This window comes from Citrobacter freundii ATCC 8090 = MTCC 1658 = NBRC 12681, from assembly GCF_011064845.1.
GTDB classification, from domain to species: Bacteria; Pseudomonadota; Gammaproteobacteria; order Enterobacterales; family Enterobacteriaceae; genus Citrobacter; species Citrobacter freundii.
Map to the genome: position 1 here is coordinate 4,927,232 of NZ_CP049015.1, position 15,226 is coordinate 4,942,457.

General features: G+C 50.8%; 14 protein-coding genes. All 14 read left to right on the forward strand.

Going from position 1 to position 15,226, the window contains the following annotated elements:
- Positions 1-28: 28 nt before the first annotated feature.
- The 14 genes from mioC (at position 29) to glmS (ending at position 15,038) form a co-directional block, all read left to right on the forward strand.
- Positions 29-478, forward strand: a complete 450-nt coding sequence (gene mioC, locus G4551_RS23590; RefSeq protein ID WP_003023782.1) for an FMN-binding protein MioC — start codon at positions 29-31, stop codon at positions 476-478.
- Between the two features lie 373 nt (positions 479-851).
- Positions 852-2,741: a tRNA uridine-5-carboxymethylaminomethyl(34) synthesis enzyme MnmG gene (gene mnmG / locus G4551_RS23595; RefSeq protein ID WP_003023784.1), complete on the forward strand. Its 1,890-nt coding sequence runs from the start codon at positions 852-854 to the stop codon at positions 2,739-2,741.
- A gap of 101 nt (positions 2,742-2,842) precedes the next feature.
- Entirely contained in the window at positions 2,843-3,466 is a 624-nt protein-coding gene (rsmG, locus tag G4551_RS23600; RefSeq protein ID WP_003023788.1) for a 16S rRNA (guanine(527)-N(7))-methyltransferase RsmG, read from the forward strand.
- 614 nt (positions 3,467-4,080) lie between these two features.
- Positions 4,081-4,461, forward strand: coding sequence for a F0F1 ATP synthase subunit I (gene atpI / locus G4551_RS23605; RefSeq protein ID WP_003023790.1), 381 nt, complete (start codon positions 4,081-4,083; stop codon positions 4,459-4,461).
- A gap of 7 nt (positions 4,462-4,468) precedes the next feature.
- Positions 4,469-5,284, forward strand: coding sequence for a F0F1 ATP synthase subunit A (gene atpB / locus G4551_RS23610; RefSeq protein ID WP_003023792.1), 816 nt, complete (start codon positions 4,469-4,471; stop codon positions 5,282-5,284).
- Positions 5,285-5,330: 46 nt separating this feature from the next.
- Positions 5,331-5,570 (forward strand): F0F1 ATP synthase subunit C, encoded by a 240-nt coding sequence (gene atpE / locus G4551_RS23615; protein ID WP_003023794.1) that lies wholly within the window; start codon positions 5,331-5,333, stop codon positions 5,568-5,570.
- A 59-nt stretch (positions 5,571-5,629) separates the two neighbouring features.
- Positions 5,630-6,100: a F0F1 ATP synthase subunit B gene (atpF, locus tag G4551_RS23620; protein WP_003023796.1), complete on the forward strand. Its 471-nt coding sequence runs from the start codon at positions 5,630-5,632 to the stop codon at positions 6,098-6,100.
- A 14-nt stretch (positions 6,101-6,114) separates the two neighbouring features.
- Positions 6,115-6,648: a F0F1 ATP synthase subunit delta gene (atpH, locus tag G4551_RS23625; RefSeq protein WP_003023799.1), complete on the forward strand. Its 534-nt coding sequence runs from the start codon at positions 6,115-6,117 to the stop codon at positions 6,646-6,648.
- Between the two features lie 12 nt (positions 6,649-6,660).
- Entirely contained in the window at positions 6,661-8,202 is a 1,542-nt protein-coding gene (gene atpA / locus G4551_RS23630) for a F0F1 ATP synthase subunit alpha (RefSeq protein ID WP_003023802.1), read from the forward strand.
- A 50-nt stretch (positions 8,203-8,252) separates the two neighbouring features.
- Positions 8,253-9,116: a F0F1 ATP synthase subunit gamma gene (gene atpG / locus G4551_RS23635; protein ID WP_003023804.1), complete on the forward strand. Its 864-nt coding sequence runs from the start codon at positions 8,253-8,255 to the stop codon at positions 9,114-9,116.
- Positions 9,117-9,142: 26 nt separating this feature from the next.
- Positions 9,143-10,525, forward strand: a complete 1,383-nt coding sequence (atpD, locus tag G4551_RS23640) for a F0F1 ATP synthase subunit beta (RefSeq protein ID WP_003023806.1) — start codon at positions 9,143-9,145, stop codon at positions 10,523-10,525.
- 20 nt (positions 10,526-10,545) lie between these two features.
- Entirely contained in the window at positions 10,546-10,965 is a 420-nt protein-coding gene (locus tag G4551_RS23645) for a F0F1 ATP synthase subunit epsilon (protein WP_003023809.1), read from the forward strand.
- Positions 10,966-11,613: 648 nt separating this feature from the next.
- Positions 11,614-12,984, forward strand: a complete 1,371-nt coding sequence (glmU, locus tag G4551_RS23650; RefSeq protein WP_003840578.1) for a bifunctional UDP-N-acetylglucosamine diphosphorylase/glucosamine-1-phosphate N-acetyltransferase GlmU — start codon at positions 11,614-11,616, stop codon at positions 12,982-12,984.
- 224 nt (positions 12,985-13,208) lie between these two features.
- Positions 13,209-15,038, forward strand: coding sequence for a glutamine--fructose-6-phosphate transaminase (isomerizing) (gene glmS, locus G4551_RS23655; protein ID WP_003840580.1), 1,830 nt, complete (start codon positions 13,209-13,211; stop codon positions 15,036-15,038).
- Positions 15,039-15,226: the final 188 nt, after the last annotated feature.

Below are 15,226 nucleotides of genomic sequence, written 5' to 3' on the forward strand. Positions count from 1 at the left end.
TACGCCCTCTTTATAAAGGTGGGCGATCATGGCAGACATCACTCTTATCAGCGGTAGTACGCTTGGCAGTGCGGAATATGTAGCAGAGCATCTGGCTGAAAAGCTGGACGACGCCGGTTTTTCCAGCGAAATACTGCATGGGCCAATGCTTGAAGAGGTTCCGACTGACGGGATCTGGCTGATTATCAGCTCCACACACGGAGCAGGAGACATTCCTGACAACCTGCAGCCTTTATATGATGCCTTACGCGAGCAGAAACCGAACCTGTCACAAGTGCACTTTGGTGCAATCGGGATCGGCAGTCGTGAATATGACACCTTTTGCGGCGCAATCGACAAGCTGGAAGCCGAATTGAAGGCCTGTGGGGCAAAACAGATCGGCGAAACACTCAGGATCAACGTACTGGAACATGAAATTCCGGAAGATCCGGCTGAAATTTGGCTGGGATCGTGGCATCCGTTGCTCAGAGATTTGTAAAGATCGTACTTTTTTATGTGGATAACTCTGGTTAAAAGCTTGGATCAACCGGTAGTTATCCCAAGAACAACCGTTGTTCAGTTTTTGAGTTGTGTATAACCCTTCATTCTGATCCCAGCTTATACGGACCAGGATCACCGATCATTCACAGCTAATGATCCTCAGCAACCTGTTGATCTTACTTAAAGGATCGCCCTTATCCACAGAAAGGTGCGATCCTAATAAGAGATCACAATAAAACAGATCTCTAAATAAAAAGATCTTCTTTTTAATACCCAGGATCCCAGGTCTTTCTCCATCGACTAAAGTTGAGTAGAATCCACGGCCCGGGCTTCAATCCATTTTCAAACCGCTTTACGCGAGGCAAACCACCATGTTTTATCAGGATCCTTTTGACGTCATCATCATTGGCGGGGGTCATGCAGGCACTGAGGCCGCGATGGCCGCAGCGCGAATGGGTCAACAGACTCTGCTTTTGACACACAATATCGACACGTTGGGGCAGATGAGCTGCAACCCGGCGATTGGCGGTATTGGGAAGGGACACCTGGTAAAAGAAGTGGATGCGCTTGGTGGGTTGATGGCAAAAGCGATCGACCATGCGGGTATCCAGTTTAGGATACTAAACGCCAGCAAAGGGCCTGCCGTTCGTGCTACTCGCGCTCAGGCCGATCGTGTGCTCTATCGCCAGGCGGTACGTACAGCACTGGAGAATCAACCCAACCTGATGATCTTCCAACAGGCGGTTGAAGATCTGATTGTTGAAAACGATCGTGTCGTAGGCGCGGTAACCCAAATGGGACTGAAGTTCCGTGCCAAAGCGGTCGTGTTAACCGTGGGGACTTTCCTCGACGGCAAAATTCATATTGGTCTGGACAACTACAGCGGTGGCCGCGCTGGCGATCCGCCGTCTATTCCGCTGTCACGTCGTCTGCGTGAACTGCCGCTGCGCGTCAGTCGCCTGAAAACCGGTACACCGCCGCGAATCGATGCGCGCACGATTGATTTCAGCGTGCTCGGCCAGCAAAACAGCGATAACCCGATGCCGGTCTTCTCATTCCTGGGCGATGCTTCTCAACATCCGCGCCAGATGCCGTGTTACATCACGCATACCAATGAAAAAACCCATGATGTGATCCGTAATAACCTCGATCGTAGCCCGATGTACGCAGGCGTGATCGAAGGTATCGGCCCACGCTATTGCCCGTCGATCGAAGACAAAGTGATGCGCTTTGCCGATCGTAACCAACATCAGATCTTCCTCGAACCGGAAGGACTGACGTCTAACGAAATTTACCCGAATGGCATCTCCACCAGCCTGCCGTTCGATGTGCAGATGCAAATTGTCCGTTCCATGCAGGGGATGGAAAATGCCAGAATCGTCCGTCCTGGCTACGCGATTGAGTATGATTTCTTCGATCCGCGCGACCTGAAACCTACTCTGGAAAGCAAATTCATCCAGGGTCTGTTCTTTGCTGGTCAGATCAACGGTACGACCGGTTATGAAGAAGCTGCCGCGCAAGGGATGCTGGCTGGTCTGAACGCCGCACGCTTGTCTGCTGACAAAGACGGCTGGGCGCCGCGCCGCGATCAGGCTTATCTTGGTGTGCTGGTGGACGATCTGTGTACGCTGGGCACCAAAGAACCGTACCGCATGTTCACCTCACGCGCGGAATACCGTTTGATGCTGCGCGAAGATAACGCCGACCTGCGTCTGACCGAAATTGGCCGTGAGCTGGGACTGGTGGACGATGAGCGTTGGGCTCGCTTCAACGAGAAGCTGGAGCGTATTGAACAAGAACGCCAGCGTCTCAAATCAACCTGGGTGAATCCGTTAGCGGAGTCCGCTGCAGAAGTGAATGCTCACCTGGCGACACCTCTGTCACGTGAAGCGAGCGGTGAAGATCTGCTGCGTCGCCCGGATATGACCTATGCTCAGTTGACCTCTTTATCTGCGTTTGCACCTGCGCTTGATGATGCTCAGGCCGCAGAACAGGTTGAAATTCAGGTGAAATACGAAGGATATATCGCCCGTCAGCAGGAAGAGATCGAGAGACAACAGCGTAATGAGAACACCCTGTTGCCTGCAACGCTGGATTATCGTCAGGTCTCCGGCTTGTCGAATGAGGTCATTGCCAAACTGAACGATCACAAACCGGTATCGATCGGTCAGGCATCGCGTATTTCCGGCGTAACACCTGCCGCCATCTCCATTCTGCTGGTATGGCTGAAAAAACAAGGTATGCTGCGTCGCAGCGCTTGATATCACTTTTTGGCGGGAGCTCTTCGTTTGCCCGCCCTACAAATTTGTCGGCCCGATAAGCGACAGCGCGTCGGGCAATAGATTATTTACAGGTAACGACCGTGCTCAACAAACTCTCTCGTCTGCTGGCTGATGCCGGTATTTCTCTTACCGATCACCAGAAAAATCAGCTGATTGCGTATGTCGATATGCTGCATAAATGGAACAAAGCGTACAACCTGACGTCGGTGCGTGATCCCAACGAAATGCTGGTGCGCCATATTTTGGACAGCATTGTCGTCGCGCCGTACCTGAAGGGCGAGCGTTTTATCGATGTCGGCACTGGTCCGGGCCTACCGGGAATCCCTCTCTCCATCGTACGTCCTGAAGCGCATTTCACACTGCTGGATAGCCTGGGAAAACGCGTTCGTTTCTTGCGCCAGGTGCAGCATGAGCTTGCGCTTACTAACATCACTCCAGTGCAAAGTCGCGTTGAAGAATTCCCTTCGGAGCCGCCGTTTGATGGGGTGATTAGCCGTGCTTTCGCGTCACTCAATGATATGGTGAGCTGGTGCCATCATTTGCCTGGTCAGGAAGGGCGTTTTTATGCGCTAAAAGGGCAGTTGCCTGAAGATGAAATTGCCTCGTTGCCTGCAGAATTCAGCGTCGAGTCGGTCGAAAAATTACGCGTTCCGCAACTGGATGGTGAACGTCATCTGGTGGTTATTAAGCCAAACAAAATTTAATTTTTATCAAAAAAAATAGAAAAAAAACGGTTCTTCGGGTGTTAAAAGTCATAAGGAATAGTGTGGTTAAATGTCGTTACATTTCACTAATGCCTTACGGTTTTGCATCATAACTATAACGTACCGTTTTTTGTTAAAAGTGAAACAAGTCAGCTGTGAAAATATCAGCCTGCTAAAAATAGAATCAAAGAATCACCGCTCGTGTTAATTTTTTATTATAAATGTCAATGGGTGGTTTTTTTGTTGTTATTCGCTATTTTTAAAACAGTAACGAATTTTAGGCTTAAATATCAAAAAGTTGAAATGGCATCATTTGCCAAGTAAATAAATAGTGCCGGGGCGAATATGCTTAATATGTGATCTGGTGCACGCTTTGCAGCCAGTGTTTACGCGGCTTTTGCAGTTTTGCATGATCGTTCACAGTTTGCATAAAAGTGATAAATGTGGCGTAGCGAAAAATATTTAAACATTTATTCACTTTTTAGCTACTTATTGTTTGAAATCGAGAAGGCGCACCGTATAATTTGACCGCTTTTTGATGCTTGACTCTAAGCCATAAAGAACGTTTTATACGACACGCGGCATACCTCGAAGGGAGCAGGAGTAAAAACGTGATGTCTATGTCGCTCTTGAGTCGAAACGTTGCTCGTAAGCTTTTGCTCACACAGTTTCTGGCGGTAATAGCAAGTGGACTGCTATTTAGCCTCAAAGACCCTTTCTGGGGCATCTCCGCATTGTGCGGTGGATTGGCAGTGTTACTGCCTAATGTGTTGTTTATGATATTTGCCTGGCGTCACCAGGCACATACACCAGCTAAAGGCCGAGTAGCCTGGACGTTCGCTTTCGGCGAAGCCTTCAAGGTATTAGCTATGCTGGTGTTGTTGGTGGTGGCGTTGGCTGTTTTGAAAGCGGTATTCATGCCGCTGATCGTTACGTGGGTTTTGGTGCTGGTGGTTCAGATACTGGCGCCGGCTGTAATTAACAACAAAGGGTAAAGGCATCATGGCTTCAGAAAATATGACGCCGCAGGATTACATAGGACACCATCTGAATAACCTTCAGTTGGACCTACGTACATTCTCGCTGGTGGATCCGCACAACCCCCCAGCCACCTTCTGGACGCTCAATATTGACTCCATTTTCTTCTCGGTGGTTCTGGGTCTGTTGTTCCTGCTTATGTTCCGTAGCGTAGCCAAAAAGGCGACCAGCGGCGTACCAGGTAAATTTCAGACTGCGATTGAGCTGGTAATCGGCTTTGTGCATGGTAGCGTGAAAGACATGTACCATGGCAAAAGCAAGCTGATTGCTCCGCTGGCCCTGACGATTTTCGTCTGGGTATTCCTGATGAACTTGATGGATTTGCTGCCTATCGACCTGCTGCCGTACATCGGTGAGCATATCTTTGGCCTACCGGCTCTGCGTGTGGTTCCGTCTGCTGACGTGAACATCACCCTGTCGATGGCGCTGGGCGTATTTATCCTCATTCTGTTCTACAGCATCAAAATGAAAGGCATCGGTGGCTTCGCGAAAGAGTTGACGCTGCAGCCGTTCAATCACTGGGCGTTCATCCCTGTCAACTTAATCCTTGAAGGGGTAAGCCTGCTGTCCAAACCAATCTCACTTGGTCTGCGACTGTTCGGTAACATGTACGCTGGTGAGCTGATTTTCATTCTGATTGCTGGTCTGTTGCCGTGGTGGTCACAGTGGATCCTGAATGTGCCGTGGGCCATTTTCCACATACTGATTATCACGCTGCAAGCCTTCATATTTATGGTTCTGACGATTGTCTATCTGTCGATGGCATCTGAAGAGCATTAATTTACCAACACTACTACGTTTTAACTGAAACAAACTGGAGACTGTCATGGAAAACCTGAATATGGATCTGCTGTACATTGCTGCCGCTGTGATGATGGGTCTGGCGGCAATCGGTGCTGCGATCGGTATCGGCATCCTCGGGGGTAAATTCCTGGAAGGCGCAGCGCGTCAACCGGATCTGATTCCTCTGCTGCGTACTCAGTTCTTTATCGTTATGGGTCTGGTGGATGCAATCCCAATGATCGCTGTAGGTCTGGGTCTGTACGTGATGTTTGCTGTCGCGTAGTAAGCGTTGCTTGAATTAAGAGCAATATCAGAACGTTAACTAGATAGAGGCATTGTGCTGTGAATCTTAACGCAACAATCCTCGGCCAGGCCATCGCGTTTGTCCTGTTCGTTCTGTTCTGCATGAAGTACGTATGGCCGCCTTTAATGGCTGCCATCGAAAAACGTCAAAAAGAAATTGCTGACGGCCTTGCTTCTGCAGAACGAGCACATAAGGATCTTGACCTTGCAAAGGCCAGCGCGACCGACCAGCTGAAAAAAGCGAAGGCGGAAGCTCAGGTAATCATCGAGCAGGCGAACAAACGCCGTGCTCAGATCCTGGACGAAGCTAAAACTGAAGCAGAGCAGGAACGTACTAAAATCGTGGCACAGGCGCAGGCGGAAATTGAAGCCGAGCGTAAACGTGCTCGCGAAGAGCTGCGTAAGCAAGTTGCTATCCTGGCTGTTGCTGGCGCCGAGAAGATCATCGAACGTTCCGTGGATGAAGCTGCTAATAGCGACATCGTGGACAAACTTGTCGCTGAACTGTAAGGAGGGAGGGGCTGATGTCTGAATTTGTTACGGTAGCTCGCCCCTACGCCAAAGCAGCTTTTGACTTTGCCGTTGAGCACCAAAGCGTTGACCGTTGGCAGGATATGCTGATGTTTGCCGCTGAGGTGACAAAAAACGAACAAATGGCAGAGCTTCTCTCTGGCGCGCTGGCGCCGGAAACGCTCGCTGAGTCGTTTATCGCCGTATGCGGTGAGCAACTGGACGAAAGCGGCCAAAACCTGATTCGGGTAATGGCTGAAAATAACCGTCTGAATGCGCTCCCGGATGTTCTTGAGCAGTTTATTCACCTGCGTGCAGCCAGTGAGGCTATCTCTGAGGTAGAAGTTACTTCTGCCAATGCACTGAGTGATGAACAGCTTAAGAAGATTAGCGCAGCGATGGAAAAACGTCTGTCACGCAAAGTTAAGCTGAATTGCAAAATCGATAAGTCTGTAATGGCGGGCGTAATCATCCGAGCGGGTGATATGGTCATTGATGGCAGCGTACGCGGCCGTCTTGAACGCCTTGCAGACGTCTTGCAGTCTTAAGGGGACTGGAGCATGCAACTGAATTCCACCGAAATCAGCGAACTGATCAAGCAGCGCATTGCTCAGTTCAATGTTGTGAGCGAAGCTCACAACGAAGGTACTATTGTTTCTGTAAGTGACGGTGTTATCCGCATTCACGGCCTGGCCGATTGTATGCAGGGTGAGATGATTTCCCTGCCGGGTAACCGTTACGCTATCGCACTGAACCTGGAGCGCGACTCCGTAGGTGCAGTTGTGATGGGTCCATACGCTGACCTCGCCGAAGGCATGAAGGTTAAGTGTACGGGTCGTATTCTGGAAGTTCCGGTTGGCCGTGGCCTGCTGGGTCGTGTGGTGAACACTCTGGGTTCCCCGATTGACGGTAAAGGTCCGGTTGATAACGATGGCTTCTCGCCAATCGAAGTTATCGCACCAGGCGTAATCGAACGTCAGTCCGTCGACCAGCCAGTACAGACCGGTTATAAATCTGTTGATGCCATGATCCCAATCGGTCGTGGCCAGCGTGAGCTGATCATCGGTGACCGTCAGACAGGTAAAACCGCGATGGCAATCGATGCCATCATCAACCAGCGTGATTCCGGCATCAAATGTGTGTACGTGGCTATCGGCCAGAAAGCGTCCACCATTTCTAACGTGGTTCGTAAACTGGAAGAACACGGCGCACTGTCCAACACCATCGTTGTTGTGGCGACCGCGTCTGAATCTGCTGCACTGCAATACCTGGCACCATATGCCGGTTGCGCAATGGGCGAATACTTCCGTGACCGCGGTGAAGATGCACTGATCGTTTACGATGACCTGTCTAAACAGGCTGTTGCTTACCGTCAGGTTTCCCTGCTGCTGCGTCGTCCACCAGGACGTGAAGCATTCCCGGGCGACGTATTTTACCTCCACTCCCGTCTGCTGGAACGCGCATCCCGCGTAAACGCGGAATACGTTGAGAAGTTCACCAATGGTGAAGTTAAAGGTAAAACCGGCTCCCTGACCGCTCTGCCGATTATCGAAACCCAGGCGGGTGACGTTTCTGCGTTCGTTCCGACCAACGTAATTTCTATTACCGATGGTCAGATCTTCCTGGAAACCAACCTGTTTAACTCCGGTATTCGTCCGGCAGTTAACCCGGGTATCTCCGTATCTCGTGTTGGTGGTGCAGCGCAGACCAAGATCATCAAGAAACTGTCCGGTGGTATTCGTACCGCGCTGGCGCAGTATCGTGAACTGGCAGCGTTTTCTCAGTTCGCTTCCGACCTGGATGAAGCTACTCGTAAGCAGCTGAGCCACGGTCAGAAAGTAACTGAACTGCTGAAGCAGAAACAGTATGCGCCAATGTCTGTTGCACAGCAGGGTGTGGTGCTGTTCGCGGCTGAACGCGGTTACCTCGAAGATGTGGAACTGGCGAAAATCGGTAGCTTCGAAGCCGCTCTGCTGGCTTACGTTGACCGTGACCACGCTCCGCTGATGCAAGAGATCAACCAGTCCGGTGGCTATAACGATGAAATCGAAGGCAAGCTGAAAGCTATCCTCGATTCCTTCAAGGCAACCCAGTCCTGGTAACGTCTGGCGGTCTGCTTTAGGGTGGACCGCAAGGCATTGAGGAGAAGCTCATGGCCGGCGCAAAAGAGATACGTAGTAAGATCGCAAGCGTCCAGAACACGCAGAAGATCACTAAAGCGATGGAGATGGTCGCCGCTTCCAAAATGCGTAAATCGCAGGATCGCATGGCGGCCAGCCGTCCTTATGCAGAGACCATGCGCAAAGTGATTGGTCACCTTGCGAATGGTAATCTGGAATATAAGCACCCTTACCTGGAAGAACGCGACGTTAAACGCGTGGGCTACCTGGTGGTGTCGACCGACCGTGGTCTGTGCGGTGGCTTGAACATTAACCTGTTCAAAAAGCTGCTGGCGGATATGAAAACATGGTCCGATAAAGGCGTTCAGTGCGATATCGCAATGATCGGCTCTAAGGGCGTGTCTTTCTTTAACTCCGTTGGCGGTAATGTGATTGCTCAGGTAACCGGTATGGGGGATAACCCTTCCCTGTCCGAACTGATCGGTCCGGTTAAAGTGATGCTGCAGGCCTACGATGAAGGTCGCCTGGACAGACTGTACGTTGTCAGCAACAAATTTATTAACACCATGTCTCAGACGCCAACCATCACCCAACTGCTGCCTCTGCCGGCATCAGATGATGATGAATTGAAGCGTAAATCCTGGGATTACCTGTATGAGCCAGACCCGAAAGCGCTGCTGGATACCCTGCTGCGTCGTTATGTCGAGTCTCAGGTTTATCAGGGCGTGGTAGAAAACCTGGCCAGCGAGCAGGCCGCACGTATGGTGGCGATGAAAGCCGCGACCGACAATGGCGGCAGCCTGATTAAAGAGCTGCAGTTGGTATACAACAAAGCTCGTCAGGCCAGCATTACTCAGGAACTCACCGAAATCGTCGGTGGTGCATCCGCGGTATAACCAGGTTAATTCGTAGAGGATTCAAGATGGCTACTGGAAAAATTGTCCAGGTAATCGGCGCCGTGGTTGACGTCGAATTCCCTCAGGATGCCGTACCGCGCGTGTACGATGCTCTTGAGGTTATGAATGGTAAAGAGAGCCTGGTGCTGGAAGTTCAGCAGCAGCTCGGCGGCGGTATCGTACGTACCATCGCCATGGGTTCTTCTGACGGTCTGCGTCGTGGTCTGGAAGTTAAAGACCTCGAGCACCCGATCGAAGTCCCGGTAGGTAAAGCAACGCTGGGTCGTATCATGAACGTTCTGGGTCACCCGATCGACATGAAAGGCGATATCGGTGAAGAAGAGCGTTGGGCTATCCACCGTGCAGCACCTTCCTACGAAGAGCTGTCAAGCTCTCAGGAACTGCTGGAAACCGGTATCAAAGTTATCGACCTGATGTGTCCGTTCGCTAAGGGCGGTAAAGTTGGTCTGTTCGGTGGTGCGGGTGTAGGTAAAACCGTAAACATGATGGAGCTGATCCGTAACATCGCGATCGAACACTCCGGTTACTCCGTGTTTGCGGGCGTAGGTGAACGTACTCGTGAGGGTAACGACTTCTACCACGAAATGACCGACTCCAACGTTCTGGACAAAGTATCCCTGGTATATGGCCAGATGAACGAGCCGCCTGGAAACCGTCTGCGTGTTGCGCTGACCGGTCTGACCATGGCTGAGAAGTTCCGTGACGAAGGTCGTGACGTTCTGCTGTTCGTTGATAACATCTATCGTTACACCCTGGCCGGTACAGAAGTATCTGCACTGCTGGGTCGTATGCCATCAGCGGTAGGCTACCAGCCGACCCTGGCGGAAGAGATGGGTGTTCTGCAGGAACGTATCACCTCCACCAAAACCGGTTCTATCACCTCCGTTCAGGCGGTATACGTACCAGCGGATGACTTGACTGACCCATCCCCAGCAACCACCTTTGCTCACTTGGATGCAACCGTGGTACTGAGCCGTCAGATCGCATCTCTGGGTATCTACCCGGCAGTTGACCCGCTGGACTCCACCAGCCGTCAGCTGGATCCGCTGGTTGTTGGTCAGGAACACTACGACACCGCGCGTGGCGTACAGTCCCTGCTGCAGCGTTATCAGGAACTGAAAGACATCATCGCCATCCTGGGTATGGATGAACTGTCTGAAGAAGATAAACTGGTGGTAGCACGTGCACGTAAGATTCAGCGCTTCCTGTCCCAGCCGTTCTTCGTTGCGGAAGTATTCACCGGTTCTCCGGGCAAATACGTTTCCCTGAAAGACACCATCCGTGGCTTTAAAGGCATCATGGAAGGCGAATACGACCACCTGCCAGAGCAGGCGTTCTACATGGTGGGTTCTATCGACGAAGCCGTGGAAAAAGCCAAAAAACTTTAACGCCTTAATCGGAGGGTGATATGGCAATGACTTACCACCTGGACGTCGTCAGCGCAGAGCAACAAATGTTCTCTGGTCTGGTCGAGAAAATCCAGGTAACGGGTAGTGAAGGTGAACTGGGTATTTTCCCGGGTCACGCACCGCTGCTCACCGCCATTAAGCCTGGTATGATCCGCATCGTTAAACAGTTCGGTCATGAAGAGTTTATCTACCTGTCCGGCGGCATTCTCGAAGTGCAGCCTGGCAGCGTGACCGTTCTGGCTGATACCGCGATTCGCGGACAGGATCTCGATGAAGCGAGAGCCCTGGAAGCGAAGCGTAAGGCTGAAGAGCACATCAAGAGCTCTCATGGTGACGTGGATTACGCTCAGGCATCTGCGGAACTGGCCAAAGCGATCGCGAAACTGCGCGTTATCGAGTTGACCAAAAAAGCGATGTAACACCGGCTTGAAAAGCATAAAGGCCAGTCTGGTTTCCAGGCTGGCTTTTTTTTGCTTTTGCTGCAAGAACATTTAAATTGAAAGCTGTTTTGTGATTTAGATCATAAAAATATTGATTGGCTAAAAAATGCGGCGTAGACTCTTTTTATGTGATGTGTGTCACATAATAAAATCAGATAAAAAGAGATGCCAACATGAAATTACTCAATAAAATCATCGCCATGTTCAGCAATATGAGCTTTTAGACTTTACCTGCCTGTCCTGTGGCGCGATGCTTGATATGGTTTATCAGTCAGCGCCACTTGTTGTTATAAATCCCCTCCCCTACTCTTCTCCCTCAACTTTTTATTTCGCGTACGTATGTTCGGTTTCTCACTGAATCACATAAATAAAACCGGGCTTTGCATGTGTAACTCTTTATTCATGCGGTGAAAAAATAGCAAAAACATTAACCTAAGGCTTTAATAAGAGCAGCCCCCAGGTTTTTGGCAGACAAAAGATACTGATTTAGACGAAAATAGTGAGTTATCAGATGGGGAATTACCCCTGTTGAACGTTTTATCTTCGGTCCATTTCACGCTGAAAAAAATGTAGTATTTTCAATGTGAAACGGTATAAATTCGTTCTCAAATTACAGTCAGGATGTGTATGTTGAATAATGCTATGAGCGTCGTGATCCTTGCCGCAGGCAAAGGCACGCGTATGTATTCCGATCTCCCTAAAGTGCTGCATACCCTCGCAGGAAAACCGATGGTTCAGCATGTCATTGATGCTGCTAATGAATTAGGTGCGACTCACGTACATCTGGTCTACGGGCACGGTGGTGATTTGCTCAAGCAGACGCTGAAAGATGGCAATCTGAACTGGGTTCTGCAGGCGGAACAGTTGGGTACCGGCCATGCAATGCAGCAGGCGGCGCCATTCTTTGGTGATGATGAAGACATTTTAATGCTCTATGGCGATGTGCCGCTGATCTCTACCGATACCTTACGTCGCCTGCGTGAAGCTAAACCGCAGGGCGGCATTGGTTTGCTAACGGTAAAACTTGATGACCCAACCGGTTATGGCCGAATTACCCGCGATAACGGCAATGTCACGGGTATCGTTGAGCATAAAGATGCCACCGACGAGCAGCGTCAAATCCAGGAAATAAACACTGGTATCCTGATTGCCAACGGCGCTGACATGAAGCGTTGGCTGTCTAAACTGACCAACAACAACGTGCAGGGTGAATACTACATCACCGATATCATCGCGATGGCGTATCAGGAAGGACGTGAAATTGCTGCAGTACATCCGGCACGCATTAGCGAAACTGAAGGGGTGAATAACCGTCTTCAGCTATCCCGTCTGGAACGTGTTTATCAGTCCGAGCAGGCAGAAAAACTGCTGCTGGCAGGCGTGATGCTGCGCGATCCGGCACGTTTTGATCTTCGCGGTACGCTTATTCACGGGCGCGATGTTGAAATTGATACTAACGTTATCATTGAAGGTAACGTAACCGTTGGGGATCGCGTCAAGATTGGTGCCGGTTGCATCATCAAAAACAGCGTGATTGGTGAGGGTTGCGAGCTTAGCCCATACAGTGTGGTGGAAGATGCGCATCTGGAAGCCGCTTGCACCATTGGTCCATTCGCACGTCTGCGCCCGGGTGCTGAGCTGCAGGAAGGCGCGCACGTGGGTAACTTTGTCGAAATGAAAAAAGCGCGTCTGGGTAAAGGCTCCAAAGCCGGTCATTTGACCTACCTGGGTGATGCGGAAATTGGCGATAACGTGAATATCGGCGCGGGTACGATTACCTGCAACTACGATGGCGCCAATAAGTTTAAAACCATTATTGGTGATGATGTGTTTGTGGGTTCTGATACTCAACTGGTGGCGCCTGTCACCGTGGGTAAAGGTGCGACGATTGCCGCCGGAACCACCGTAACGCGTAATGTCGCCGATAACGAACTGGTATTAAGCCGTGTACCTCAGGTCCATAAACAGGGCTGGCAGCGTCCGGTGAAGAAGAAGTAAGTGATTTTTGCCGGATGGCGGCCTACGTGCGGTGACGTTCTGTAGGCCTGATAAGCGTAAGCGCCATCAGGCACACAAGAGATGAGGGGATAACATAATCCTCCGCTCAACAAGCAGTACCATAAAAATAACCCCACTCTCTACAAGGCTCGGGGCGCCCGAAATGGGCAAATACAGGTCAGCGACAACGACAGGCATAATGCCTAAATTCGGAATCAAAAAATATGTGTGGAATTGTTGGCGCTATCGCGCAGCGTGATGTAGCTGAAATCCTTCTCGAAGGTTTACGTCGTCTGGAATATCGTGGTTATGACTCTGCTGGTCTGGCCGTCGTCGATGCTGAAGGTAACATGACCCGTCTGCGTCGTCTGGGTAAAGTGCAGATGCTGACTGCTGCTGCGGAAGAACATCCGTTGCATGGTGGTACAGGTATCGCTCATACCCGTTGGGCGACACACGGTGAACCTTCAGAAGCGAACGCGCATCCTCATGTTTCTGAACACATTGTTGTGGTGCATAACGGCATCATTGAAAACCATGAACCACTGCGTGAGCTGTTGAAAACGCGTGGCTATACCTTTGTTTCTGAAACCGACACCGAAGTGATTGCTCACCTGGTGCACTGGGAACTGGAACAGGGTGGTACGCTGCGTGAAGCCGTGCTGCGTACTATTCCCCAACTACGTGGTGCCTACGGCACGGTGATCATGGATACCCGTAATCCGGAAACCCTGCTGGCGGCCCGTTCTGGTAGCCCGCTGGTGATTGGTCTGGGTATGGGCGAAAACTTCATCGCTTCCGATCAGCTGGCGCTGCTGCCGGTAACCCGTCGCTTCATCTTCCTGGAAGAGGGTGACATCGCGGAAGTGACTCGTCGTTCTGTCTCTATTTTCGACAAGTCTGGCGCAGAAGTGAAACGTCAGGATATCGAATCGAATCTGCAGTATGACGCGGGCGAAAAAGGTATTTATCGCCACTACATGCAGAAAGAGATCTACGAACAGCCGAACGCGATTAAAAATACGCTGACCGGGCGCATTAGCCACGGTGAAGTGGATTTAAGCGAGCTGGGGTCGCGTGCCAACGAGCTGCTGTCTCAGGTTGAGCATATCCAGATTATCGCCTGCGGTACGTCTTACAACTCCGGTATGGTGTCCCGCTACTGGTTTGAATCGCTGGCGGGTATTCCTTGTGATGTCGAAATCGCTTCCGAATTCCGCTATCGTAAATCCGCCGTGCGCCGTAACAGCCTGATGATTACCCTTTCTCAGTCTGGTGAAACGGCGGATACCCTGGCGGGCCTGCGCTTATCTAAAGAGTTGGGCTATCTGGGCTCGCTGGCTATCTGTAACGTACCAGGATCTTCTCTGGTGCGTGAATCTGACCTGGCGATGATGACCAATGCCGGTACCGAAATCGGTGTGGCCTCCACGAAGGCATTTACCACTCAGCTGACCGTTCTGCTGATGCTGGTGGCGAAACTGTCCCGTCTGAAAGGCCTTGATGCGGCTATTGAGCAGGAGATCGTTCACGGTCTGCAGGCGCTGCCGAGTCGTATTGAGCAGATGTTGTCTCAGGACAAACGCATTGCCGCTCTGGCAGAAGGTTTCTCTGACAAACACCATGCGCTGTTCCTTGGCCGTGGCGATCAGTATCCAATTGCGCTGGAAGGCGCGCTGAAGCTGAAAGAGATCTCTTATATTCACGCTGAAGCTTATGCCGCAGGTGAACTGAAACACGGTCCGCTGGCCCTGATTGATGCCGATATGCCGGTTATCGTGGTTGCGCCGAACAACGAACTGTTGGAAAAACTGAAATCCAACATTGAAGAAGTTCGCGCCCGTGGCGGTCAGCTGTACGTCTTTGCTGACCAGGATGCTGGCTTTACCAGCAGCGAAAACATGCACATCATCGAGATGCCGCATGTGGAAGAGGTGATTGCACCGATCTTCTACACCGTTCCGCTGCAGCTGCTGGCGTATCATGTGGCACTGATTAAAGGCACCGACGTCGATCAGCCGCGTAACCTGGCGAAGTCAGTTACCGTAGAGTAATCCGTGCTTAACTGAACTGGAAATGCCCTGCTACAAGCGGGGCATTTTTTTAAACTTGTTCTGTTTTTAATCAATTATCCCGCCTGTTTTATGTGACAAACCGTCATCTTCAACTACTGTTTTCAGTGTCATAAAAAGAAAATTTTAACGAAATGTTATTGTCATGATGGCGACTAACTTTTTGTTTT